This is a genomic window from Pseudarthrobacter sp. Pseusp20, from assembly GCF_059492155.1.
Genome location: NZ_CP168521.1, coordinates 1,802,023 through 1,823,775 on the forward strand (window position 1 = coordinate 1,802,023; position 21,753 = coordinate 1,823,775).

Consider the following 21,753-nt stretch of genomic DNA (forward strand, 5'->3'; position numbering starts at 1 on the left):
CATGACCGGTTTTGAACTGACCGAGGAATACCGGGACCTCAGCGACACCGTGCGCGATTTCGCGGACAACGTGGTGGCCCCGGTCTCCGCCAAGCACGACGAAGAGCACAGCTTCCCGTACGAAGTGGTGAAGCAGATGGCCGAGATGGGCCTTTTCGGGCTGCCGTTCCCCGAGGAATACGGCGGCATGGGCGGGGACTACTTCGCACTGGCCCTCGCCCTGGAACAGCTCGGCCGGGTGGACCAGTCCGTCGCCATCACGCTGGAGGCCGGGGTGTCCCTCGGGGCCATGCCCGTCTACCGCTTCGGCACGGACGCGCAGAAACAGCAGTGGCTGCCCATGCTGGCGTCCGGCCAGGCGCTCGCAGGCTTTGGACTTACCGAGCCCGAGGCCGGGTCGGACGCGGGCGGGACCAAGACCCACGCCCGGCGCGAAGACGGCAACTGGGTCATCAACGGCACCAAGGAGTTCATCACCAACTCCGGAACGGACATCACCCGGCTGGTCACTGTCACTGCCGTAACCGGGCAGCAGGAACGCGGGGACGGCACCGTCAAAAAAGACATCTCCACCATCTTGGTGCCCACCGACACTCCCGGCTTCAAGGCGGAAAAGCCGTACAACAAGGTGGGCTGGAACGCATCGGACACGCACCCCCTGACGCTGAAGGATGTCCGCGTCCCGGAAGCGAACCTGCTGGGCGTGGAAGGCCGCGGCTACGCCAACTTCCTGTCCATCCTGGACGAGGGCCGGATCGCCATTGCGGCGCTGGCCACCGGCGCAGCCCAGGGTTGTGTGGACCTCTCGGTCAAATATGCGAGGGAACGCAGCGCCTTCGGGCAGAACATCGGCAAGTACCAGGCCATTTCGTTCAAGATCGCCCGCATGGAAGCCCGGGCCCACACCGCCCGCCTGGCGTACTACGACGCGGCCTTCCGGATGCTTGCCGGCAAGCCGTTCAAGACCCAGGCGGCCATCGCTAAGATGGTCGCAGGCGAGGCGGCCATGGACAACGCGCGGGATGCCACCCAGGTATTCGGCGGCTATGGCTTCATCAACGAGTTCACCGTGGCGCGCCACTACCGCGATTCCAAGATCCTTGAAGTCGGGGAGGGCACCACGGAGGTCCAGTTGATGCTGATCGCCCGCGAACTGGGTCTGTAGGACCTGGGACCGTAGCCGGCCTGAGAGGATCACTGATGATTGACAAGGTTGTTGCCAGCGCCGACGCGGCGGTTGCGGATATCCCGGACGGCGCCTCGCTGGCGGTGGGCGGGTTCGGCCTTTGCGGAATTCCGGTTGCCCTGATCGACGCCCTGCACCGGGCGGGCACCTCCGGTCTGGAGACCGTCAGCAACAACTGTGGGGTGGACGACTGGGGCCTGGGCATCCTGCTCCGGGACGGGCGTATCCGCCGCACCATCAGCTCCTATGTGGGCGAGAACAAGGAATTTGCGCGCCAATACCTGGCCGGTGAGCTCGAGGTGGTGCTCACACCCCAGGGCACGCTTGCTGAAAAGCTGCGGGCCGGTGGTGCGGGCATTCCGGCCTTCTACACCAAGGCGGGGGTGGGCACGCAGGTGTCCGACGGCGGCCTGCCGCAGAAGTACGACGCCAACGGCGGCATCGCGGTTGCCTCCGCGCCCAAGGAAGTGCGGTCATTCGGCGGCGTGGACTACGTCCTGGAAGAGTCCCTCACACCGGACTTCGGGCTGGTGCACGCCTGGAAGGGCGACCGCCACGGCAACCTGGTGTTCCATGCCACCGCCATGAACTTCAACCCCCTGTGCGCCATGGCCGGCCGGATCACCATCGCCGAGGTGGAGGAACTCGTGGAGCCCGGCGAACTGGACCCCGAACACATCCACACTCCTGGCATCTTCGTCCAGCGCGTGGTCCTGGCCCGGGACGGGGAGAAGCGGATCGAAAAGCGGACCGTTGCCCTGACGGCGCCGGGCCCAGGAGGAAGAACACCAGGCAGCCACCAGCAGGCAGGAGCATGACCATGGATCCGAACAGCCCTGAAGCGCCGCGCCCCGAAGCCGTCCGCGCGGAATACCGGCGGGCCGGTTCCCAGCAGCATGCAGGGCCCGGCGACTCCACGTCCCCCGCCGAAACGAAGGGCTGGACGCGCAACGAACTCGCCGCGCGGGTGGCCAGGGAGCTTCGCAACGGCCAGTACGTGAACCTGGGGATCGGGATGCCCACCCTGATCCCCAACTACATCCCCGCCGGGGTGGAGGTGGTGCTGCACTCGGAGAACGGCATCCTCGGCGTCGGCCCCTACCCTGCGGACGACGCGGTGGATCCGGACCTGATCAACGCCGGCAAGGAAACCGTGACGGTCAACAGGGGAGCGGCGTTCTTCGACTCCGCGACATCCTTTGGCATGATCCGCGGCGGCCACGTGGACCTCGCCGTCCTCGGCGCCATGGAAGTGGCGGAGAACGGCGACCTCGCCAACTGGATGATCCCCGGCAAGATGGTCAAGGGCATGGGCGGTGCCATGGACCTGGTGTTCGGGGCCAAGAGGGTGATCGTGATGATGGAGCATGTGGACCGGAACGGGAATCCGAAGATCGTCAAACAATGCACCCTGCCCCTCACCGGCAAGGGCTGTGTGGACCGGATCATCACGGACCTCGCCGTCATTGACATCGTGAAGGACGGCGGCCCCTCACGCCTGGTGCTGCGCGAACTGGCCCCCAACGTATCGCTCGAGGACGTGGTGGCCGCCACCGGCGCCGACCTGTTCGAGGAAGACCAGGAACTGACCGTATGACGGATGGCAACGGTCCGGTTTCCAGGCAAAAGGACGACGGCGGCCGGCGGGTCATCGAGCAGCGCGGGCTGTACTTCGACGAGCTGGAGGAGGGCGTGCTGTACGCCCACCGGCCCGGACGCACCGTGACCGAAGCCGACAACGTCCTCTTCACCACGCTGACCATGAACACCCAGGCCCTGCACCTGGACGCTGCCTGGAGCGCCGGGCAGCCCTTCGGCCAGCGGCTCATGAACTCGATGTTCACCCTGGCCACCATGGTGGGCCAGTCCGTCACCCAGCTCACGCAGGGAACCATCATCGCCCAGCTGGGCCTGACCGACGTCTCCTTCCCGCACCCGCTCTACCACGGAGACACGCTCTACACGGAGACAGCCGTCACCGGAAAGCGGCTTTCCTCCTCACGGCCCGGCCAGGGCATCGTGACCATGGAGCACACCGGGCGCAACCAGGACGGAACAGTCGTGGCCCGGGCCACCCGCAGCTGCCTCATGTGGACGCGCGACGCCCACGCCAAGACGCAGGACGCCGGACAGGGGACAATGCCGGTATGACTTTCGTAATGGGCCCCGCACTGCTTTTCTGCCCCGCCGACAGGCCGGAGCGCTACCAGAAAGCCGCCGCCCGGGCAGACGCCGTGATCCTGGACCTTGAAGACGCGGTGGCGCCGGCCGACAAGCAGCGCGCCCGAGGCGCCATCCTGGCCCAGCTGGGAACCACCGGTGTGGAACCTGAGCTCGAACCCAGCTGCACCATTGTCAGGGTGAATCCCGTGGGGACTGAGGACTTCGAAAAGGACCTGCACTGCCTGGCCCACACCCCCTACCGCACGGTGATGCTGGCCAAGGCCGAATCCGCCGAACAGCTCAAAGCGCTGGAGGGCTACCAGGTGATTGCCCTGTGCGAAACGGCGCTTGGCGTGCTCAATGCGCCTGCCATCGCCGCCGCCCCTAACGTGGTGGGCCTGATGTGGGGCGCCGAGGACCTGCTGGCCACCCTGGGTGGAACGTCCAGCCGGAAGGACGACGGCGCCTACCGGGCGGTTGCGCTGCACGCCCGCTCCGCCGTCCTGCTGGCAGCCCGCGCCTACGGCAAGGAAGCGGTGGATGCGGTCTACACCAACATCCCCGACCTTGACGGACTGGCAGCCGAGGCTGCCGACGCCGTGGCCTCGGGCTTCAGTTCGAAGGCCTGCATCCACCCCAGCCAGGCCGCCGTGGTCCGCAAGGCCTACGCGCCTTCGGAAGACGAGGTGGCCGCCGCGGTTGCCCTCCTGGATGCCGCAGCATCAGCCGGATCGGGAGTGTTCCAGTACCAGGGGAAAATGATCGACGGGCCAATCCTCAAGCACGCCCAGGAGATCGTGCGCCGCGCCGCTGTGTAGGCATAGCGGGACGTTCGGCTAGCGTTGGCGTCCCGGGGACCTGCGCAGGGACGTTGGCGGGATGGGCTCGTAGAGCAGGGTCCGCACCCACCGGTTCCCCGTCTCCCGGAACTCCTTCCGCGTGGCGAAGCGGTAATGGTAACTGCGCACGCGCACCCAGTGCGGCGCGGCGCCGTCGAACGGGTCATGCCGCAGCAGCCGCAGCATCTGCCGGTCCGCCGCCAGCAGCTTGGCCAGGAACGCGTAGAACCATTCCTCGTGCACGCTGCGCAGCGGCAGGAACCACATCAGCCAGTCCAGCCGCAGGTGGTACGGGGCCCACTGCCGCGGAATCCGGCGGACATCCCCGGGCTTGCCCTTGAAACCGTACTCGCGCCATTCCGGGTCGTCGTCGGGATCGTCGTCCAGCGTGCCTTCCACCACAATCTCGATGCGCTGCCTGGTCACGGTGCCGAACGCGCCGTAGGCGTTGACCAGCTGCCACCGGTTGAAGCTGGCATTCATCAGCTGCCGGCGGGAGAAGAGGTTCCGCAGCGGCCAGTAGCTCAGGGCCAGCAGCAGGGCGGATGCTGCCAGGGTGATGGCCAGCCACCACAGCGGGGTCTCCAGCCGGCCTCCCGTGGCGGCGTCCCAGTCTGCCGGGATTGCCGGTATGACGGCGTGCGCCACGGGATCGCTGACGGCTGCAAACGCCAGCACGATTGCCATCCAGTTCAGCCAGGCGAAGTTGCCGCTGGCCACCAGCCACAGCTGGGTCACGACGACGACCCCCGCCGCCACGCCGGCCACCGGCTGCGGGGCGAACAGCAGGAACGGCACCACCAGCTGGGCGATGTGGTTGCCCACGACTTCGATACGGTGCAGCGGCTTGGGCAGGAGATGGGCCTGCCGGCTCAATGGCCCGGGCATGGGCTGGGTCTCGTGGTGGTAGTACAGGGCCGTCAGGTCCCGCCATTCCCGGCCACCGCGGATCTTGATCATTCCCGCCCCGAACTCCAGCCGGAACACCAGCCACACAATCAGGATCAGGATGGTCCGGGGCGGCTCCGTCTGGTTGGAGCCCAGGAACGCCACGGTGAAGCCCGCTTCCAGGAGCAGCATTTCCCAGCCGAACCCATAGAACGTCTGGCCCACGTTCACGATCGACATGTACAGCAGCCACAGGGCCAGGAAGGCGATCATCGGGACCCACGGCGGCCCGGCCTGCGGTATCCCCGCCACGAGCAGCGCCGACACCACCAGGCCGCCGGCACAGACACCGCGAAGCAGCCTGTCCGAGTACCGCCAGCGGAACAGCGTTGGCCGGCGCAGGCGGGTGAATGCCGCCAGGAACTCCGGCACCGGGAGGAGGCCGCGCTCGCCGAGCAGGGCGGGAAACTGGTTCAGCGTGGAGAGGAAGGCAACGAAATACAATGCGGCAACACCCCGCTGCAGCACCTGCCGGGCAAATTCGTACTCCGGCGCATCAAACCACGTGAGCCAGTCCACTCAATCCACGTTACGCCCGGCCGTCCGCGGGTCAAGGCGACTAAGGCCCGTCTGCAGGCCAGGGGCGCAGGCAGGCCGGGAAGGGTGCGGGATACTTAAGCAATGCAGCCACGCAGAGTCGTCCTCCTAGGATCCACCGGTTCCATCGGCACCCAGGCGATTGACGTCGTCGACGGCGCCCCGCACCTGTTCGAGGTGGTGGCACTCAGTGCCGGGGGCGGCAACCTGGAACTCCTGGCCCGGCAGGCTGTCCACACCGGGGCCGCGGCCGTGGGGATCGCCTTCGGAGACCCCGGACGGCTGGAAGGCCTGATCCGCGACGCCGCCGCAGCGGCAGGCCGTCCGGAATACCGCCCGGAGATCGTGGCCGGCCCCGACGCCTCCGCCCGGATCGCCGCCGTCGAGGCTGACGTGGTGCTCAACGGAATCACCGGTTCCATCGGCCTGGCACCCACCCTGGCGGCCCTTAAGTCCGGAGCCACCCTGGCCCTTGCCAACAAGGAGTCGCTGATCGTGGGCGGCAGCCTGGTCAAGGCCGCGGCAAGGGACGGCCAGATCGTGCCGGTGGACTCGGAACATTCCGCGATTGCCCAATGCCTGCGTTCAGGCACCGCCGGCGAAGTGGACAAGCTCATCCTCACCGCCTCCGGCGGACCGTTCCGGGGCAGGAGCCGGGACGAGCTCCACGACGTCACCCCGCAGCAGGCACTGGCCCACCCCACCTGGGACATGGGCATGATGGTCACCACCAACTCCGCCACGCTGGTCAACAAGGGCCTGGAGGTCATCGAGGCCCACCTGTTGTTCGATATCCCGTTGGACCGGATCGACGTGGTAGTCCACCCCCAGTCCATCGTCCACTCAATGGTCCAGTTCGTCGACGGCTCCACCATCGCCCAGGCCTCGCCGCCCGACATGCGGCTGCCCATCGCCCTGGGGCTTGGCTGGCCTGCGCGCGTGCCCAAGGCCGCCAGCCCGTGCGACTGGACCCAGGCCGCTACCTGGACCTTCGAGCCGCTGGACGCCGAGGCCTTCCCCGCCGTCGGCCTTGCCAAGGACGCCGCCCGGCAGGGAAGCACCTTCCCTGCCGTGTTCAATGCGGCCAATGAAGAGGCAGTGACGGCGTTCCACGACGGCCGGATCCGGTTTACCGACATCGTCGATACCGTGGACAGTGTGCTCAGCGAACACTCAGGTTCCTCCGGGCTGACGGTGGATTCAGTGCTGGATGCTGAAAGCTGGGCACGTGCCCGGGCCCACGAACGTTTAGCAGTCAGAAGTCTCTAGGAAGCAGCACCACCTCCATGACCCCTGTCCTACTTTTCATCCTCGGCGTCGTCTTCGTCGCCCTGGGTATTGCCGTGTCCATCGCGCTCCACGAGGTGGGGCACCTGGTGCCGGCCAAGCTCTTCAAAGTCCGCGTGACCAAGTACATGATCGGCTTCGGGCCAACGCTGTGGTCCCGCCGGAGGGGCGAAACCGAGTACGGCGTGAAGGCCGTTCCGCTGGGCGGCTACGTCTCCATGATCGGCATGTACCCGCCGAACAAGGACGACGGCTCGGTCCGCCCCTCCAGCACGGGCATGTTCCAGACACTTGCCACCGAGGCCCGCTCCATGGCCCACGAGGAAGTGGGGCCGGGCGACGAACACCGGGTCTTCTACCGCCTGCCGGTCTGGAAAAAAGTGATTGTGATGCTGGGCGGCCCGGCCATGAACATGATCCTTGGCGTGCTGCTCACCGCCGTGCTGCTGATGGGCTTCGGCATTGCCACCGCCACCACCACCATTTCGGACGTCTCCAAATGCCAGGTGGCCGCGGGCCAAACCGTCGATCCCGACTCTGCGGACTGCCGGCTGACGCCCGCCGCGGCGGCCGGGTTGAAGCCAAACGACACGATTACTTCCTTCGACGGCAAACCCGTCACCAGCTGGGAGCAGTTGACGGAGTGGATCCGCGCCTCTGCCGGCAGGGAAGTAGCCATCACCGTGCAGCGGGACGGCAATCCCGTGTCAACCACAGTGACCCCCGTCCTGTCGGCGCGGCCCGTGATGGGAAGCGACGGACGGCAGGCCACCGATGCTGCCGGCAACCTCCAGTACCAGGACGTGGGATTCCTCGGCATCGGTGCGCAAACGGCGTTGGTGGCCCAGCCGGCGTCGTCCGTCCTGCCCATGGCGGGGGAGAACATCCGCCAGGTGGCCGGCGTTGTCTTCAATCTGCCGGCCCGTGTGGTGGGAGTGGCGAAGGCAGCCTTCAGCGAAGAGCCCCGCGACCCCAACGGCCCCATCAGCGTGGTGGGCGTCGGCAGGGTGGCGGGCGAGGTGGCGGCCATGGAGGCCGTACCGCTGCAGTCCCGGGTGGCTACGCTTGTTGGCCTGCTGGCCGGACTGAACTTTGCGCTTGCCGTGTTCAACCTGATTCCGCTCCTGCCGCTCGACGGCGGCCATGTTGCCGGGGCCCTGTATGAGGGCATTCGGCGCCGGGTGGCAAAGCTCCGCGGACGGCCGGATCCCGGAGCGTTCGACATCGCCAAGCTGCTTCCCGTCACGTACGTGGTTGCAGCGCTGCTGATGGGGATGAGCGCGCTGCTGATCTACGCAGACATCGTCAAGCCCGTCAATCTCTTCGGATAGTCATTCAGTTTCGGCTGACTCCGAAAAATCAGCCAAATGCGATTGATCATACGGGATCAACCGCCTATGGTTGATGAATGTTCGTCATGACCATCGACCAACGCGGAAGCACCGGCGACCAGGACCGGGTTCCGTCCTTCCTTGCACAGGTTGCCCGCCTCGAACTCCCGGGGCCGGCGCACCCGGTGTTCGAACGTTCCGTCGGGGACGAGGTGCAGGGGGTGGTGCGGGAGGCTTCCGCCGTGGTGGAGATAGCACTGCACGCGCTCCGCGAAGGGCGCTGGTACGTGGGCATCGGCGTCGGCAGCGTTTCGCTGCCGCCGGATGCCAGTCCGCGGGAAGGGACCGGGACTGCTTTTGTTGCCGCCCGCAGGGCGGTTGAACACGCCAAAAGCGCCGGTTCCCAGGTGCCGTTGTCGGTGGTGCCCGGCATCATGGCGGGGGAGGCCGGCAGGGGCGTTCCTGCGGGGGAGGGGGTCCGGGCGTGTGCCAACGCGGAAGCAGTGCTCCGGTTGCTCGGCCGGCTTGTCCAGGACCGCACGGAAGCCCAGTGGCGGGTGGTGGATGCCCTGCGCCGCCTGGGTGCTGGTGGCCAGGGCCCGGGCCGGCATGGAAGCCAGAAGCAGGTGGCCCGTGAACTTGGAATCTCGGAGCAATCGGTGAGCCGAACCGTGCTTCGGTCCGGCTGGCAGGAAGAATGGGCAGCCAGGCCGGCAGCCTCCATGCTTCTTGGTTACGCCGACTCGCAGATTACCCAGGCACTCAACGACGGCCAGGCATAGGAGTGTCCAGCATCTGAAGGAGCCGGACGGCCGGATCGAAGACAACCCCAATGAAGGAGACAGGTGACCGCACTTTGGGTGGCAGTGGCGCTGGTGGTGGCTGGCTTTGCCGGCTGGCCGGTCACTGCGCTGGTGTTCAAGCTGGCCCGGACCATCGACGACAAAGCCGATGCTGCCAAGGCCGCGGAGGAAGCCCGCAGGACGGAACAGGACCCCTCTGCCGACGTCACCGTGGACGATCCTTCCCCCATCGCCAGCCGCGGGGAACCGGGCAGGGCCACATCCCCGGACCCGGACGCGGTCACTGCTCCGGACGCGGTCACGGCCCCTGATGGGCCGGTTGATGCTGCCGGCAGGCCGGCCGGCCAGGCAGTGGACGGTGAGCTGACCGCCCCTGCCGCCGGGCCGGCGTCGGGCGGGCCGGCTGCCGGACCCGCGCTGCCCAGCCAACGCATCCTGCGCGGCGGCGCCATCATCGGCGTGCTGGAGCGGCTGGGGGTGTGCCTCGCCATCCTCACCGGCCAACCCGTGGCCATCGCCTACATCGTCGCCATCAAGGGCCTGGGCAGGTTCGCCGAACTGAAGGAGACGCCGGTGGCCGCCGAGCGCTTCATCATCGGGACCCTCACCTCCATGCTCTGGGCGGCCGGGACCGCGGCCGCGGTGAAGGTCCTCTTCCTGCAGTGAAACTCCCGCACCGGCAGTGAAACTCCCGCCTGGCAGTGAGACTCCCGCCTGGCAGTGAAACTCCTGCCATGGCAGTGAAACTCCTGCTCCGGCGGGCCTGCTCCGGTGCGGGGCACTTCGCTCCAGGGGGAACGGTACGGTACCAAGCCGGCCATGGCGATAGGGTAGCGGTATGACAGTTTTTGCCGTTGAGTACGTTTATGCCGCCAACTCCACCGACACCCGCAACGAGGTCCGGCCCGCACACCGGGAATGGACCGGCGGCCTGGCGCAGGACGGCGTCATCGTGGCCAGCGGACCCTACGCTGACGGCGCGGGCGCCCTGCTGATCTTCAAGGCAACAGATGAAGGCGCCCTCAACTCGATCCTCAAGCAGGATCCTTTCGCCGCGGCCGGAGTGGTCGCCGGAACCCGCATCACCGAATGGTCTCCGGTAACCGGCATGCTGGCCGGGATCGCCGCGTAGCCGCCTTTTCACCCTTTCAACTCAAGGAGTCCACGTGACCTCGGTCAGCCTGGGAATGCCGTCAGCACCACCGCCCGTCCTTGCCCCCCGCCGCAAGACGCGCCAGATCAAAGTCGGCTCGGTAGGCGTGGGATCTGATTTCCCCATCAGCGTGCAGTCGATGACCACCACGCCCACCACGGACATCAACGCCACGCTGCAGCAGATCGCCGAACTCACGGCGTCCGGCTGCGACATTGTCCGCGTCGCCTGCCCGTCCGCCGACGATGCCGAGGCGCTGCCCATCATCGCCCGGAAGTCCCAGATCCCGGTCATCGCGGACATCCACTTCCAGCCCAAGTACGTCTTTGCGGCCATCGAAGCAGGCTGCGCAGCCGTGCGCGTGAATCCTGGAAACATCCGCAAGTTCGATGACCAGGTCAAGGAGATTGCCGCCGCCGCCAAGGACCACGGCACCTCCATCCGCATCGGCGTCAATGCCGGGTCCCTGGAGCCGGGCATCCTCAAGAAGTACGGCAAGGCCACCCCCGAAGCACTGGTTGAATCAGCCGTCTGGGAAGCCTCCCTTTTCGAGGAGCACGGCTTCCACGACTTCAAGATTTCCGTGAAGCACAACGACCCCGTGATCATGGTGGCAGCCTACGAAATGCTCGCCGAAAAGGGTGACTGGCCCCTGCACCTTGGCGTCACGGAGGCCGGGCCGGCGTTCCAGGGCACCATCAAGTCCGCCACGGCCTTCGGCGCGCTCCTTTCCCGGGGAATCGGTGACACCATCCGCGTGTCCCTCTCCGCGCCCCCGGTGGAGGAAATCAAGGTGGGCAACCAGATCCTCCAATCGCTGAACCTGCGGCCCCGCAAGCTGGAAATCGTGTCCTGTCCTTCCTGCGGCCGTGCCCAGGTTGACGTGTACACTCTGGCTGAACAGGTCACCGCCGGGCTCGAAGGGATGGAAATTCCCCTCCGCGTGGCGGTCATGGGCTGCGTCGTGAACGGCCCCGGCGAAGCGCGCGAGGCTGACCTTGGCGTGGCTTCGGGCAACGGCAAGGGCCAGATCTTCGTTAAGGGCGAGGTCATCAAGACTGTTCCCGAGAGCGCAATTGTTGAGACACTGATCGAAGAGGCTATGCGTATCGCGGAAGAGATGGGGGAGGCCGATGGCGAAGATGCTGTCAAGGGTAGCCCCGTGGTTAGCGTCTCGTAGGGAGACTCCAGACCCTGCGGGGCTTTCTGTCCGCACGCTTGATGGCCAGGACACTCCCGCGCTGAAACTGCTGGCCCAGCAGGACCCTGTGGCCAACGTGTTCATCCTGGCCCACCTGCGGGCCACGGGGACTGCGGCGCCCACCAGCGGGGGCGCCGGTGTGATCGGGGTTTTCGACGACGGCATCCTGACGGGTGCCTGCTGGGCCGGAGCCAACCTGGTTCCGGTCCAGCTTGATCCCGCCCTGGCGCCCCTTGTAGCGGACGCCGCAAACAGTTCCGGCCGCCGGTATGCGTCTGCCTTTGGGCCGGCCCCCGCAGTGCTGGCACTCAACGCCGAGCTCGCTGTGCTGGGCCACCGTGCACACGAGGTCAGGGCTGACCAGCCGCTGATGATCATCGACGGACCGCCCCTTGTCCAGCCCAACCGCGGCCTGGACCAAGGGAACCTCGCCGACTTCGACCGCATCCTTCCCGCCTGCGCCGCCATGTTCGAGGAAGAGGTGGGGTACTCGCCCTACCTCGGCGGCAGGGAATTCTACAGCCGCCGCGTGGAGGGCCTCATCAGGCAGGGACATTCCCTGGTCCACCTCAACAACGCCCGCGAGGTGGTGTTCAAAGCCGAGCTCGGGGCAGTCACCGACGACGTCACCCAGGTCCAGGGCGTCTGGATGAACCCGATCTTCCGCGGCCGGGGGCTGAGCGCGGGCTACATGTCGGCAGTGGTGGAAAAGGCCCGGCAGATCGCCCCCGTGACCAGCCTCTACGTGAACGGCTTCAACACCCGGGCGCGGTCCACCTACGAACGTGTGGGGTTCCGCCAGGTGGGGACGTTCGCTACAGTTCTTTTCTAACCGGGCAGCGGTCCGCGTTCATTTGAATATTGGGGGAAAAATTGAAGACGTCCGTGCTGGGAACTTTCGGGGCATCGGCCCTTCTGGCCATAGCGGTTTCGGCATGTGGCGGTCCGGCCGCCCCGCAGTCAGCGGACTCTTCACCGGCCACGGTTGCAGCCCCTCAAACACCGACCGCGTCGCCAACCCCGACGCCGACGCCCACCCCGACACCAACGCCCACGCCAACAGCCACGGGTTACACCAGTGACCAGTTGGCTGCCATCGTGGGGCAGGTCCGGGATGCTGCCGACCGCAGGCTTTCCGTCCTGCCGAAGGCCGACATCGCTGCGGCGATCGAGCAAACCAAGGCCATGATCTCCTCCGTCGACGTCCAGCCGGCGGAGTGCAAGGAACTCGCTGCGGCGGGCACGGTGCCGTCCGTGGAGGATGCAACCATGGCGATAGGCATGAGTACTGACACCGCCACCGGCGCGGTCACGGCCCTGTCGCTGGTGGCCGGCCTGGATAAAGGCGTCCTGGCCCAGGTTACGGACCCGTCCGAGCAGCTGGCGAAGTGCTCCTCCATGACCATGACGGTGTCAGGCATGGACGTTGCCGTCACCATTACTCCGGTAACGGGTGTCACCGGGCTGCCGGGCGCCGTCGCCTACCGCACGGACAGTGCGTTGCCAGATGGCCGCACGCAGTCCATGGTCAGGGCGCAGGTGGTCCACCGCGGCGTACTGATCGCCTCGGTGGCGTCCGGCGGCGAAAGCGAAACCGACGCGGTCCGTCGGGCAGGTGCGCTCCTGGACTCGGCTGCCGCCCTGGTCAAGTAGAACCCGGCTTCCGGGACACGTCCGTCGACCTCCTCAGGACAGGGGCCCGGTGAGGTACCGCTGGACAGCCGGCGCGACCAGCCGCACCACGTCCTCGGGGGCTGCGGACGCGAGCGGCTCCAGCCGGACCACGTAGCGCACCATCATCAGGCCCACCACCTGGGTGGCCACCAGGCTTCCGCGCAGCGCCACCTCTTCAGGCGTCCCGGGAACAGCTGCCATGATCCTGGTGATCACCCTGCGGGTCACCGTTTCCCGCAGGAGTGCCGTTTTGGCCTTGGACCCGATCGTCCCGCGAAGGAAGGCCAGCAGGCCGGCCTGCGCGGGGCTCTCCCACAGGCGGAGCACCGTGCGGACGATCAGTTCCGCCCGCTGGGCGGGGTCCGAGTCCGCCACGCCCGCCAGCACCTGTTCCGGGTCGGCCGGCAGCTCCACGCTGAGGGCAAAGAGTTCATCCTTGCCCTTGAAGAAGTGGTGGACCATTCCCGGATCCACCCCTGCGGCGCGGGCCACCTGCCGCAGGCTGGTTCCCTCGAAGCCGTGCTCGGCGAAGAGCTTCCGGGCGGCGTCGAGGATGTGCTCCCGGGACTCCGTGGCGCCGCCCCGGCGGCCCCTGCGGACCGGAAACGCATCAGGGCCCTCCGGGCCGGTTGAAGGACGGGACAGCTTCACGGAGTCCGCCGCCGCAGCGTGAAGGCGGCGAGGACCAGGACACCAAAGGAGATGGCCGCCATGGTGCCCGCGTCCTGCCACAGCCGCCCGGTCGCCTCCGCGTGGGACGCCACCTCCTGGAGGGCATCCACGGAAAAAGTCAGGGGCAGCACATTGGAGATCGCTTCCAGCACATCATTCATCCGGTCGCGCGCCACGAACAGCCCACACAACAGGATCTGCGGCACCACCACCACTGGCATGAACTGGACCGCCTGGAACTCGGTCCTGGCGAACGCCGAACAGAACAGGCCAAGGGCCACCCCCAGGACGGCGTTGATCACAGCGATCAGCACCACGTAACCCGGTGCCCCCGCGATGTCGAGCCCGAAAATCCAGTACGCCACAGCCGTGGCCACCAGGGACTGCAGGGCGGCCATCAGGGAAAAGGCCACACCGTAGCCGAACAGCAGGTCGGCCTTGTGGACGGGCGTCGTCAGCAGCCGCTCCAGGGTTCCGGAGGTGCGCTCCCGAAGCATGGTGATCGAGGTGACCAGGAACATCACCACGAACGGAAAAATGGCCAGCATCATCAGGCCAACGCGGTCGAACGTGCGTGGCGCGCCTGGCGGGACTGACTCATTTTCGTAGAGGAAGTACACCGCCGTGAGCAGCAGTGCCGGGACCACCAGGATCATGGCGATGCTGCGGTGGTCATGGCGGAGCTGGCTGAGCACCCTGCGTGCCGTCGCGAGCATCATCCGGACGTCCATCACCGCACGCTCCTGCCCTGTTGCATCCTTGCCCCTTCGCCGCTCCTGCCGGCATGGCGCTTCGGCGGGATCCCGGCGTCGTAATTTTCCTGCTCCCTGATGATGGCCAGGAAGGCCTGCTCCAGGTTGGCGCTGTGCCCCTGCCTGCCCAGCTCTTCCGGCGTGAGCTGGGCCAAAAGCCGCCCCTCGCGCAACAGCAGCAGCGTTTCGCAGCGGCTTGCCTCCTCCATGACGTGGCTGGATATGAGGAGTGTTGTTCCTGACTCCGCCATGGCCCGGAAACGGTCCCAAAGGTCCGCGCGCAGCACGGGATCCAGGCCCACCGTGGGCTCATCCAGTACCAGCAGCCGTGGCTTCGCCACCAGGGCGCAGGCCAGGGATACCCGGTTGACCTGGCCGCCGGACAGGTCGGCCGTCTTGCGGCGGGACAGGGCGCCAAGTCCGACGGCGTCAATCGCCTCCGCCACGTCGGCTTTGCCTTTCCGGTGCATGGCGCCGAAATAGCGCACGTTCGCTTCGACCGTGAGGTCGGGGTAGATGCTGGGTGACTGGGTAACGTAGCCCACCTGCCGCCGCAGGGACGGGCTTCCGGCGGGCAGCCCCAGCACCTCGAGGGTTCCGGCGGCAATGCGCTGCGCTCCCACGATGGTCCGCATCAGGGTGGTCTTGCCGCTCCCGGAGGGCCCCAGCAGGCCGGTGATCCGTCCCGCCGGGATGGTGAAGTCCACACTGTGGAGCACGGCTTGCCGCCGCAGTTTGACAGAGAGCGACGCGGCCACGACCGCACCGGCCGCGCCACCGCGGTCCAACGTAGTGGATGCTGCATGGGACATTGTTGCCTCCGGGCGCGTCCGCAGGTGGCGCCGCACAACGGCTAATTCATCACCTGATGAATTAAAGCTAGGCCTGGCCCTGACAGCCGTCAACAGGTTCATAAAGTAAAAACACTTGTCAAACGTGTGCGCGATCACATAGGTTCAACCTAGCTGCGCTGGAAGTGGGGTGGGCGGTCTCACCAGTCCTCACCAGTACTTAGGCGATAACGGCGTTGGGCCACGCCCGGATGCGATGACCAGCCTCATTGGGGGGCCAGGGGCTTTGTATTGCCGGGCGTGGCCCTACTGTGTCCGGGGTCCGCAGTCCGTGCCGCTTGTTGAGTGCCGGTAGATTAGTACCCAGACGAATTGTCCGGCCCTGCTGACCCAGCACTTCCCCAGAAACGGATACCACCCGTGGTCATACGACTGTCCCAGCTTTTCCTGCGCACGCTGCGCGAAGACCCCGTCGATGCCGAGGTTGCCAGCCACAAACTCCTGGTCCGCGCCGGCTACATCCGCCGGGCGGCCCCCGGCATCTACACCTGGCTTCCGCTGGGGCTGAGCGTGCTGCGCAAGGTCGAGGAAATCATCCGTGAGGAAATGGCTGCCATCGGCGCCCAGGAAGTCCACTTCCCGGCCCTGCTGCCCCGCGAGCCGTACGAGGCCACCAACCGCTGGACCGAATACGGTGAAGGCCTGTTCCGGCTCCAGGACCGCAAGGGTGCGGACTACCTGTTGGCCCCCACCCATGAGGAGATGTTCACGCTCCTGGTCAAGGACCTGTACTCGTCGTACAAGGACCTCCCGTTGAGCCTGTACCAGATCCAGAACAAGTACCGTGACGAGGCACGCCCGCGGGCAGGGCTCCTCCGCGGCCGTGAGTTCATCATGAAGGACTCCTACTCCTTCGACGTCGACGACGCCGGCCTGGACGCCAGCTACGCAGCCCACCGGGGCGCCTACCTGAAGATCTTCGAGCGCCTGGGCCTCGAGGTGGTTCCGGTGGCAGCCACCGCGGGTGCCATGGGCGGGTCCAAGAGCGAGGAATTCCTGTTCCCCACCGAGATCGGCGAGGACACCTTCGTCCGCTCGGCCGGCGGTTATGCAGCCAACGTCGAAGCCGTCACCACCGTGGTCCCCGACGATATCGACTTCAGCAACGCCCCGGCCGCAGAGGTCCTGGACACCCCGGACACCCCCACCATCGAGACGCTGGTCGCCGCGGCGAACCAGATTGCCCCGCGCGAAGAGGCCGACGGCGGCGCCTGGACTGCGGCGGACACGCTCAAGAACGTGGTCCTCGCCGTCACGCTGCCCACCGGTGAGCGGCAGCTGGTGGTCATCGGCGTCCCCGGCGACCGCGCCGTGGACCTCAAGCGCGTGGAGGCGAACATTGGCGCCTTCCTGCCGATCGCGGGCGAGATCGGACTCGAGCAGGCCGGCGAGGACGACCTCAAGAAGCAGCCGCTGATCGTCAAGGGCTACCTGGGCCCGGGGCTTTCGCTGGACCAGCCGCTCCTCGGATCCGACAGTGCCACCAAGCTGCTGTACCTGGTGGACCCGCGCGTGGTCAGCGGAACAACGTGGATTACCGGCGCCAACGAGGCGGGCAAGCACGTCTTCGGCCTGGTGGCCGGACGCGACTTCGGCTGGGACGGCGTCATTGAGTGCACCGAAGTACGCGCGGGCGACCCCTCACCCGATGGCTCGGGCCCCCTGGAGACCGCCCGCGGCATTGAGATGGGCCACATCTTCCAGCTCGGCCGCAAGTACGCCGAAGCCCTGGACCTCAAGGTGCTGGACCAGAACGGCAAGCAGGTGGTGGTCACCATGGGCTCCTACGGCGTTGGCGTGACCCGCGCCGTTGCCGCTTTGGCCGAGGCCAACCACGATGACCGCGGACTCGTCTGGCCCCGCACCGTAGCCCCGGCCGACGTGCATGTGGTGGCAGTGGGTCGTGGCGAGGAGGTCTTCCAGGCTGCCGAAAAGCTTTCGGCTGAGCTCGAGGACGCCGGCCTGTCCGTCATCTACGACGACCGCCCCAAGGTTTCGCCGGGCGTGAAGTTTGGCGACGCTGAGCTGGTTGGTGTGCCCACCATCCTGGCCGTGGGCCGCGGCCTGGTGGACGGCGTGGTGGAAATCAAGGACCGCCGCAGCGGGGAAGCCGAGAACATCGAGGTGGACAAGGCCGTGGACTACGTGGTTAACGCCGTTCGAAACCAGTGATTTCCGGCTTCGAATCGATCCAGCCCGCCACCATCATCCTGATCGTGGTGGCTGGATTCGCAGCCGGGTGGGTTGACGCGGTGGTGGGCGGCGGGGGGCTTATCCAGCTTCCCGCGCTGCTCCTGGTACCCGGGATCGCACCCGTCCAGGCGCTGGCCACCAACAAGATGGGCTCCATCTTCGGAACCGCCACCAGCGCCGCCACCTACTACCGGCGGGTGGGCCCGGACCTCCGGACCGCCATCCCCATGGCAGTGATAGCCCTGGCGGGCAGTTTCGGCGGGGCGAGCCTTGCTGCCACCCTGCCGGCCGGGGTATTCAAGCCCATCATCGTGGTGGCGCTGGTCGCCGTCGCGCTGTTTACCGCCCTGAAACCCGGGGTCGGTGAGCTGACAGCGCTGCGCCACGACGGCCACAAGCATTACGTCGTTGCCTGCCTCATCGGGGCAGTGATCGGCTTTTACGACGGCCTCATTGGCCCGGGGACGGGATCCTTCCTGGTCATCGCCCTGGTGTCCGCCATGGGTTACGCGTTCCTCGAGGCCAGCGCCAAGGCCAAGATCGTGAACATGGCCACCAACGCCGGCGCACTGCTGTTCTTCCTGCCGCACGGATCCATCCTGTGGGGCATCGGCCTGCTGCTCGGCGGAGCCAACATGGCCGGCGGCTACCTTGGCGCCCGCACGGCAGTGCAGCAGGGGAGCAAGTTTGTCCGCATTGTCTTCCTGGTGGTTGTTGCGGCCCTGATCATCAAGCTCGGCTACGACGTCTGGCAGGAAAACTTCGCCTGACCGGTCCCTAAAAACTGCTCCTCGTGGCGTGGACCGGCCCGGCGTAGCATGCAGGTATGGCACACGGCGATGACGGGTACACCCCGGCACTGGCGGCCGCAGCGGGGCATGCGCAGGCCTGGCTGGACAGCCTTTCCCACCGCCCCGTGGGACCCAGCCTGCACGCCTCCGAGCTCGCCGCAGTGTTTGGCGGGCCCCTGCCGCCGGCGGGCATGCCCGCCGATGAGGTAGTCAATTTCCTGGCCAACGCAGCGGGGCCGGGGCTCATGGCCATGCCCTCGGGCCGGTTCTTCGGCTGGGTTATCGGCGGGACACTGCCCGCGGCCCTGGCGTCGGACTGGCTGGTCAGCGCCTGGGACCAGAACGCCGGGCTCCGCTATGCAACCCCGGCCACCGCGGCGATTGAGGAAGCCGCCGGACAGTGGGTCCTGGAGTTGCTGGGCCTGCCTTCAACTGCCGACGTCGGATTCGTCACGGGCGCCACCATGGCAAATTTCACCGGGATGGCGGCCGCCCGCTGGCGGTTGCTCGCCGATGCGGGCTGGGACCTGGACCGGGACGGACTCTTCGGCGCACCCCGGATCCGCTGCTTCGTGGGACGGGAACGGCACGACACCGTGGACCTTGGCCTGCGCTACCTGGGCCTGGGACAGCCCACGCAGGTCCCCGCCGACGGGCAGGGCCGCCTGGTCCCCGCAGCACTGGACGCCGCCCTTGCCGCCGGCACCGGCCCCGCCCTGGTGTGCCTCCAGGCAGGCAACCTGCACTCCGGCGCCTTCGACCCCTTCACCGAGGCCATCGCCGTTGCCCGCAAACATGGCGCCTGGGTGCACGTTGATGGCGCCTTCGGGCTGTGGGCCGCGGCCGCGCCGGAACTGCGGCACCTCATGCGCGGCTGTGAGGAAGCGGACTCGTGGGGGACGGATGCCCACAAAACCCTGAATGTGCCGTACGACTGCGGCATTGCCATCGTCAGGGACCCGTCAGCCCTGCGGGCCGCCATGGGCCTGCACGCCAGCTATCTCGTCCACGATGCGGAAGGCCCGGGCGACCCGTTCGAGAAGGTCCCGGAACTGTCCCGGCGGGCCCGCGGAGTGCCGGTATGGGCGGCCCTGAAAAGCCTGGGCCGGGACGGCGTGGCAGCCCAGGTGGGCGGACTGGCCTCTGCTGCCACCGCAATCGCCCAAGGCATGGCGGCTTTGGACGGCGTGGAGGTGCTCAACGACGTCGGCTACACCCAGGTGTGCCTGGCTTTTGGCGACGACGACACCACCCGCGCAGTCACAGCCCGCATCATCGAGGAGGGAAGGGTGTGGATGTCCGGCTCACGGTGGCGGGACCGCGACATCCTTCGGGTTTCGGTGAGCAACTGGCATACCTCGGACGACGAGGTGGCCATAGCCGTGGATGCTGTCCGCTCAGCCCTGGCTGCTGTTCGGAACTCCTGACGGTTTTTCGATCGTTCTTCACCGGACGGTGCGGCCCTCTCGGGGTGCGGAGTGCCCTTAGCCGCCCTGGCCGGGTTCCGGCAGCGCATGGGGATGCGGGAGGCCTTCCAAGGTGTTTCCGGCAAGGGTGCTGGCAACCCAGAGGGACCGGGCCAGGTCGCCAGGATGGCGGTGCGACGCGTACCACAGGGCATTGTCCACCTCCCTGGCGATACCCCATTGCCGGGCTACATCGGAGTCAAGTCCGGCGGCCGTGCTGAAGTCGTTGCAGCGGCTGAGCAGCGCCGGCCCGGCTTGGACTGCCGGCAGGTCTCCAAGGCGGTTCCACAGCAGCGGCGCCACCGCGAACTCCGGCTCGCCGATCATCGGCTGGGGGTCGATCGCCGCGTAACCTGCCGGTGCCGGCGGCCCGTCCGTGCCCGGGCGCGCGAGGATGTTCAGGAAATGGAGGTCGGTGTGGACCAGCAGATCATGCGCGGACCGGCGTCCCACCGCGCCGCGCGTCTGGCACACCTCCAGGGCTGCCTCCAACAGCCACCTGGGAAACGGCCGGCCCAGCTGCTCCCAGTCCGCTGGAAGGTCGTCACTCCACTGTTCCGCCCTGGCCGCGATGTGACCGAATTCCCGCCACTCAGGGCGGTGGTCAGGGACAATCCCCAGCTGCCGCACCAGCCCGCCCCACACCTGCGCGGCGTCCTCCATCGCCAGGTCCGCCAGCGTCCTGCCGGCGTCGAGGCGTTCCAGGAGCACGGCGCAAGAACCTGCATCAGAGGCCAGCAGCGCAACTGCGCCCCGGCCGTCCCAAAGCGCAAGGGCATGCCGCTCCACCGTTGCCTCGTCGTGGGGAAAAGCGATCTTGAGCGCTGCCGGGGAGCCATCGTGCCGGCGCACCGGCACCACCAAGCCGCCGTGGCCGTTCCACGGCAGGGTCGCAGGCGGCAGGTCAACCGCCAGTTGCCACTGCTCCAAGCGGTCCCGCAGCAGGACCGGAAGGCTGTCAAGCCATGCCCTTCCCTCGCTGCTGCGGGCGTAGCGGGCCGAAAGGCCGGGCGGAATGGGGACCGCCGCCGCGGAGCCGCTCACCATGGGGTTGGTCATCCCGTTGTCAGGAATCATGGGATCGGGAATCACGGCGTCAGGAATCACAGCGTCAGGCACCGCGGGGTCAGACAACACCGGAGGCCCCGAGCAGGTTGCCGATCAGGAATGTTGCAGCGAGCGCCAAGGCACCGCCCACCACCACGCGGACGGCGGCGCGTGTTTTTGAACCGCCGCCGATCCAGGCGCCAACTGCCCCCGTCAAGGCCAAAGCCAGCAGGACCGAAATAAAAGTCAGCAGGACCCGGATCTCCGGCGGCGGAAGCAGGATGGCCAGCATGGGCAGGATGGCCCCGACGGTGAACGCGATGGCGGAAGCGAAAGCCGCATGCCAGGGGCTGACGATGTCCGCCTCATCAATGTTGAGCTCGGCGGACAGGTGCGCGGCCAGCACATCGTGGGCGGTAAGCTCCCGGGCAACCTTGGCCGCTGTTTCAGGGGTGAGACCCTTGGCCTGGTAGATGGCGGTCAGCTCGGCCAGTTCCGCTTCCGGTTCTTCCGCCAGTTCGCGGCGTTCCTTCTCGATCAGGGCCCGCTGGCTGTCGCTTTGGCTGCTGACCGACACATATTCGCCCAAGGCCATCGACACTGCACCGCCCACCACTCCGGCGACGCCTGCCGTGAGGATGGGTCCTATTTCGGCGGTGGCCCCGGCCACGCCCACCACAATGGCAGCGACGGAGACAATGCCGTCATTGGCGCCCAGGACGCCGGCCCTGAGCCAGTTCAGCCGGTGCGCAATATCGTTGCCGTGTGGTTCGGTCTCGAGGTGGCTGTTGAGCCCGGGGCTCGCTGCCGTCCCTCCCGGGTCGTCGGCCGGTTGGTCCGCGTTCATCCCATCAGCAAA

The 21,753-nt window shown here is 67.3% G+C and carries 23 protein-coding genes; 17 read left to right on the forward strand and 6 right to left on the reverse strand.

Translation table 11 applies throughout. From position 1 onward, the window contains the following. The first annotated feature begins 1 nt into the window (after position 1). Genes ACEN9K_RS08365 through ACEN9K_RS08385 form a run of 5 tightly spaced genes read left to right on the forward strand, consistent with a single transcriptional unit; the run spans position 2 to position 4,167 of the window. Complete coding sequence (locus tag ACEN9K_RS08365; RefSeq protein WP_018771673.1) at positions 2 to 1,165, forward strand: acyl-CoA dehydrogenase family protein; 1,164 nt, start codon at positions 2 to 4, stop codon at positions 1,163 to 1,165. A 35-nt stretch (positions 1,166 to 1,200) separates the two neighbouring features. Then, positions 1,201 to 2,004 carry a CoA transferase subunit A gene (locus tag ACEN9K_RS08370; RefSeq protein ID WP_018771674.1) on the forward strand — a complete coding sequence of 268 codons (804 nt, stop codon included), beginning with the start codon at positions 1,201 to 1,203 and terminating at the stop codon, positions 2,002 to 2,004. After that, positions 2,001 to 2,783, forward strand: a complete 783-nt coding sequence (locus ACEN9K_RS08375) for a CoA transferase subunit B (RefSeq protein ID WP_478222076.1) — start codon at positions 2,001 to 2,003, stop codon at positions 2,781 to 2,783. The genes ACEN9K_RS08370 and ACEN9K_RS08375 overlap by 4 nt, the downstream gene beginning before the upstream one ends. Further along, entirely contained in the window at positions 2,780 to 3,337 is a 558-nt protein-coding gene (locus tag ACEN9K_RS08380) for a MaoC family dehydratase (RefSeq protein WP_018771676.1), read from the forward strand. The genes ACEN9K_RS08375 and ACEN9K_RS08380 overlap by 4 nt, the downstream gene beginning before the upstream one ends. Then, positions 3,334 to 4,167 carry an HpcH/HpaI aldolase/citrate lyase family protein gene (locus ACEN9K_RS08385; protein ID WP_018771677.1) on the forward strand — a complete coding sequence of 278 codons (834 nt, stop codon included), beginning with the start codon at positions 3,334 to 3,336 and terminating at the stop codon, positions 4,165 to 4,167. Before ACEN9K_RS08380 ends, ACEN9K_RS08385 begins: the two co-directional genes overlap by 4 nt. An 18-nt stretch (positions 4,168 to 4,185) precedes the next feature. Here the strand turns inward: ACEN9K_RS08385 and ACEN9K_RS08390 are convergent, their stop codons facing one another. Continuing rightward, positions 4,186 to 5,655, reverse strand: coding sequence for a lipase maturation factor family protein (locus ACEN9K_RS08390; protein WP_495635536.1), 1,470 nt, complete (start codon positions 5,653 to 5,655; stop codon positions 4,186 to 4,188). 102 nt (positions 5,656 to 5,757) lie between these two features. Between ACEN9K_RS08390 and dxr the strand changes: the two genes are divergently transcribed. The 9 genes from dxr (at position 5,758) to ACEN9K_RS08435 (ending at position 13,101) form a co-directional block, all read left to right on the forward strand. After that, a complete protein-coding gene (gene dxr / locus ACEN9K_RS08395; protein ID WP_495635537.1) occupies positions 5,758 to 6,942 on the forward strand; it encodes a 1-deoxy-D-xylulose-5-phosphate reductoisomerase in 1,185 nt (394 codons plus the stop codon). 17 nt (positions 6,943 to 6,959) lie between these two features. Beyond that, entirely contained in the window at positions 6,960 to 8,291 is a 1,332-nt protein-coding gene (locus ACEN9K_RS08400) for a M50 family metallopeptidase (RefSeq protein ID WP_134164470.1), read from the forward strand. Positions 8,292 to 8,368: 77 nt separating this feature from the next. Then, complete coding sequence (locus ACEN9K_RS08405; RefSeq protein ID WP_377204785.1) at positions 8,369 to 9,073, forward strand: MarR family transcriptional regulator; 705 nt, start codon at positions 8,369 to 8,371, stop codon at positions 9,071 to 9,073. 63 nt (positions 9,074 to 9,136) lie between these two features. Continuing rightward, positions 9,137 to 9,760: a hypothetical protein gene (locus tag ACEN9K_RS08410; RefSeq protein WP_495635538.1), complete on the forward strand. Its 624-nt coding sequence runs from the start codon at positions 9,137 to 9,139 to the stop codon at positions 9,758 to 9,760. Between the two features lie 172 nt (positions 9,761 to 9,932). After that, positions 9,933 to 10,226 (forward strand): YciI family protein, encoded by a 294-nt coding sequence (locus ACEN9K_RS08415; protein ID WP_495635539.1) that lies wholly within the window; start codon positions 9,933 to 9,935, stop codon positions 10,224 to 10,226. Positions 10,227 to 10,260: 34 nt separating this feature from the next. Continuing rightward, entirely contained in the window at positions 10,261 to 11,427 is a 1,167-nt protein-coding gene (gene ispG, locus ACEN9K_RS08420) for a flavodoxin-dependent (E)-4-hydroxy-3-methylbut-2-enyl-diphosphate synthase (protein ID WP_018771945.1), read from the forward strand. Further along, complete coding sequence (locus ACEN9K_RS08425) at positions 11,390 to 12,280, forward strand: GNAT family N-acetyltransferase (RefSeq protein WP_056389905.1); 891 nt, start codon at positions 11,390 to 11,392, stop codon at positions 12,278 to 12,280. The genes ispG and ACEN9K_RS08425 overlap by 38 nt, the downstream gene beginning before the upstream one ends. Before the next feature lie 103 nt (positions 12,281 to 12,383). Continuing rightward, positions 12,384 to 12,530 (forward strand): hypothetical protein, encoded by a 147-nt coding sequence (locus tag ACEN9K_RS08430; RefSeq protein ID WP_268002874.1) that lies wholly within the window; start codon positions 12,384 to 12,386, stop codon positions 12,528 to 12,530. 4 nt (positions 12,531 to 12,534) lie between these two features. Continuing rightward, complete coding sequence (locus ACEN9K_RS08435) at positions 12,535 to 13,101, forward strand: hypothetical protein (protein ID WP_478222070.1); 567 nt, start codon at positions 12,535 to 12,537, stop codon at positions 13,099 to 13,101. Positions 13,102 to 13,134: 33 nt separating this feature from the next. On the opposite strand, the gene ACEN9K_RS08440 is transcribed toward ACEN9K_RS08435, so the two are convergent. The 3 genes from ACEN9K_RS08440 to ACEN9K_RS08450 all read right to left on the reverse strand — a co-directional run bounded on the left by ACEN9K_RS08440 (position 13,135) and on the right by ACEN9K_RS08450 (position 15,358). Beyond that, the gene (locus tag ACEN9K_RS08440) at positions 13,135 to 13,677 is read right to left on the reverse strand and encodes a TetR/AcrR family transcriptional regulator (protein WP_478223455.1); all 543 of its coding nucleotides are present in this window, start codon (positions 13,675 to 13,677) and stop codon (positions 13,135 to 13,137) included. A gap of 92 nt (positions 13,678 to 13,769) precedes the next feature. Next, positions 13,770 to 14,525 carry an ABC transporter permease gene (locus ACEN9K_RS08445; protein WP_056389897.1) on the reverse strand — a complete coding sequence of 252 codons (756 nt, stop codon included), beginning with the start codon at positions 14,523 to 14,525 and terminating at the stop codon, positions 13,770 to 13,772. Next, entirely contained in the window at positions 14,525 to 15,358 is an 834-nt protein-coding gene (locus tag ACEN9K_RS08450; RefSeq protein ID WP_478222069.1) for an ABC transporter ATP-binding protein, read from the reverse strand. Before ACEN9K_RS08450 ends, ACEN9K_RS08445 begins: the two co-directional genes overlap by 1 nt. 399 nt (positions 15,359 to 15,757) lie before the next feature. On the opposite strand from ACEN9K_RS08450, the gene ACEN9K_RS08455 reads away from it, so the two are divergent. From ACEN9K_RS08455 to ACEN9K_RS08465, 3 genes are read left to right on the forward strand one after another with little or no spacing between them, the layout of a single operon-like run. Further along, complete coding sequence (locus ACEN9K_RS08455) at positions 15,758 to 17,569, forward strand: proline--tRNA ligase (RefSeq protein ID WP_478222068.1); 1,812 nt, start codon at positions 15,758 to 15,760, stop codon at positions 17,567 to 17,569. Then, positions 17,566 to 18,360, forward strand: a complete 795-nt coding sequence (locus tag ACEN9K_RS08460) for a sulfite exporter TauE/SafE family protein (RefSeq protein WP_056389888.1) — start codon at positions 17,566 to 17,568, stop codon at positions 18,358 to 18,360. Before ACEN9K_RS08455 ends, ACEN9K_RS08460 begins: the two co-directional genes overlap by 4 nt. Before the next feature lie 56 nt (positions 18,361 to 18,416). After that, positions 18,417 to 19,808: a pyridoxal phosphate-dependent decarboxylase family protein gene (locus ACEN9K_RS08465; protein WP_478222067.1), complete on the forward strand. Its 1,392-nt coding sequence runs from the start codon at positions 18,417 to 18,419 to the stop codon at positions 19,806 to 19,808. Positions 19,809 to 19,865: 57 nt separating this feature from the next. Here the strand turns inward: ACEN9K_RS08465 and ACEN9K_RS08470 are convergent, their stop codons facing one another. Then, positions 19,866 to 20,906 (reverse strand): aminoglycoside phosphotransferase family protein, encoded by a 1,041-nt coding sequence (locus tag ACEN9K_RS08470; protein WP_495635692.1) that lies wholly within the window; start codon positions 20,904 to 20,906, stop codon positions 19,866 to 19,868. Between the two features lie 67 nt (positions 20,907 to 20,973). Then, entirely contained in the window at positions 20,974 to 21,741 is a 768-nt protein-coding gene (locus ACEN9K_RS08475; RefSeq protein WP_018771956.1) for a VIT1/CCC1 transporter family protein, read from the reverse strand. Positions 21,742 to 21,753: the final 12 nt, after the last annotated feature.

Coding starts and splice junctions, on each gene's coding strand:
- ACEN9K_RS08465 (WP_478222067.1), top strand. CDS start 18,417: ATGGCACACGGCGATGACGGGTACACCCCGGCACTGGCGGCCGCAGCG.
- dxr (WP_495635537.1), top strand. CDS start 5,758: ATGCAGCCACGCAGAGTCGTCCTCCTAGGATCCACCGGTTCCATCGGC.
- ACEN9K_RS08365 (WP_018771673.1), top strand. CDS start 2: ATGACCGGTTTTGAACTGACCGAGGAATACCGGGACCTCAGCGACACC.
- ACEN9K_RS08425 (WP_056389905.1), top strand. CDS start 11,390: ATGCTGTCAAGGGTAGCCCCGTGGTTAGCGTCTCGTAGGGAGACTCCA.
- ACEN9K_RS08405 (WP_377204785.1), top strand. CDS start 8,369: ATGTTCGTCATGACCATCGACCAACGCGGAAGCACCGGCGACCAGGAC.
- ACEN9K_RS08380 (WP_018771676.1), top strand. CDS start 2,780: ATGACGGATGGCAACGGTCCGGTTTCCAGGCAAAAGGACGACGGCGGC.
- ACEN9K_RS08470 (WP_495635692.1), bottom strand. CDS start 20,906: ATGACCAACCCCATGGTGAGCGGCTCCGCGGCGGCGGTCCCCATTCCG.
- ACEN9K_RS08475 (WP_018771956.1), bottom strand. CDS start 21,741: ATGAACGCGGACCAACCGGCCGACGACCCGGGAGGGACGGCAGCGAGC.
- ACEN9K_RS08385 (WP_018771677.1), top strand. CDS start 3,334: ATGACTTTCGTAATGGGCCCCGCACTGCTTTTCTGCCCCGCCGACAGG.
- ACEN9K_RS08445 (WP_056389897.1), bottom strand. CDS start 14,525: ATGGACGTCCGGATGATGCTCGCGACGGCACGCAGGGTGCTCAGCCAG.
- ACEN9K_RS08450 (WP_478222069.1), bottom strand. CDS start 15,358: ATGTCCCATGCAGCATCCACTACGTTGGACCGCGGTGGCGCGGCCGGT.
- ACEN9K_RS08430 (WP_268002874.1), top strand. CDS start 12,384: ATGTGGCGGTCCGGCCGCCCCGCAGTCAGCGGACTCTTCACCGGCCAC.
- ACEN9K_RS08400 (WP_134164470.1), top strand. CDS start 6,960: ATGACCCCTGTCCTACTTTTCATCCTCGGCGTCGTCTTCGTCGCCCTG.
- ACEN9K_RS08370 (WP_018771674.1), top strand. CDS start 1,201: ATGATTGACAAGGTTGTTGCCAGCGCCGACGCGGCGGTTGCGGATATC.
- ACEN9K_RS08375 (WP_478222076.1), top strand. CDS start 2,001: ATGACCATGGATCCGAACAGCCCTGAAGCGCCGCGCCCCGAAGCCGTC.
- ACEN9K_RS08415 (WP_495635539.1), top strand. CDS start 9,933: ATGACAGTTTTTGCCGTTGAGTACGTTTATGCCGCCAACTCCACCGAC.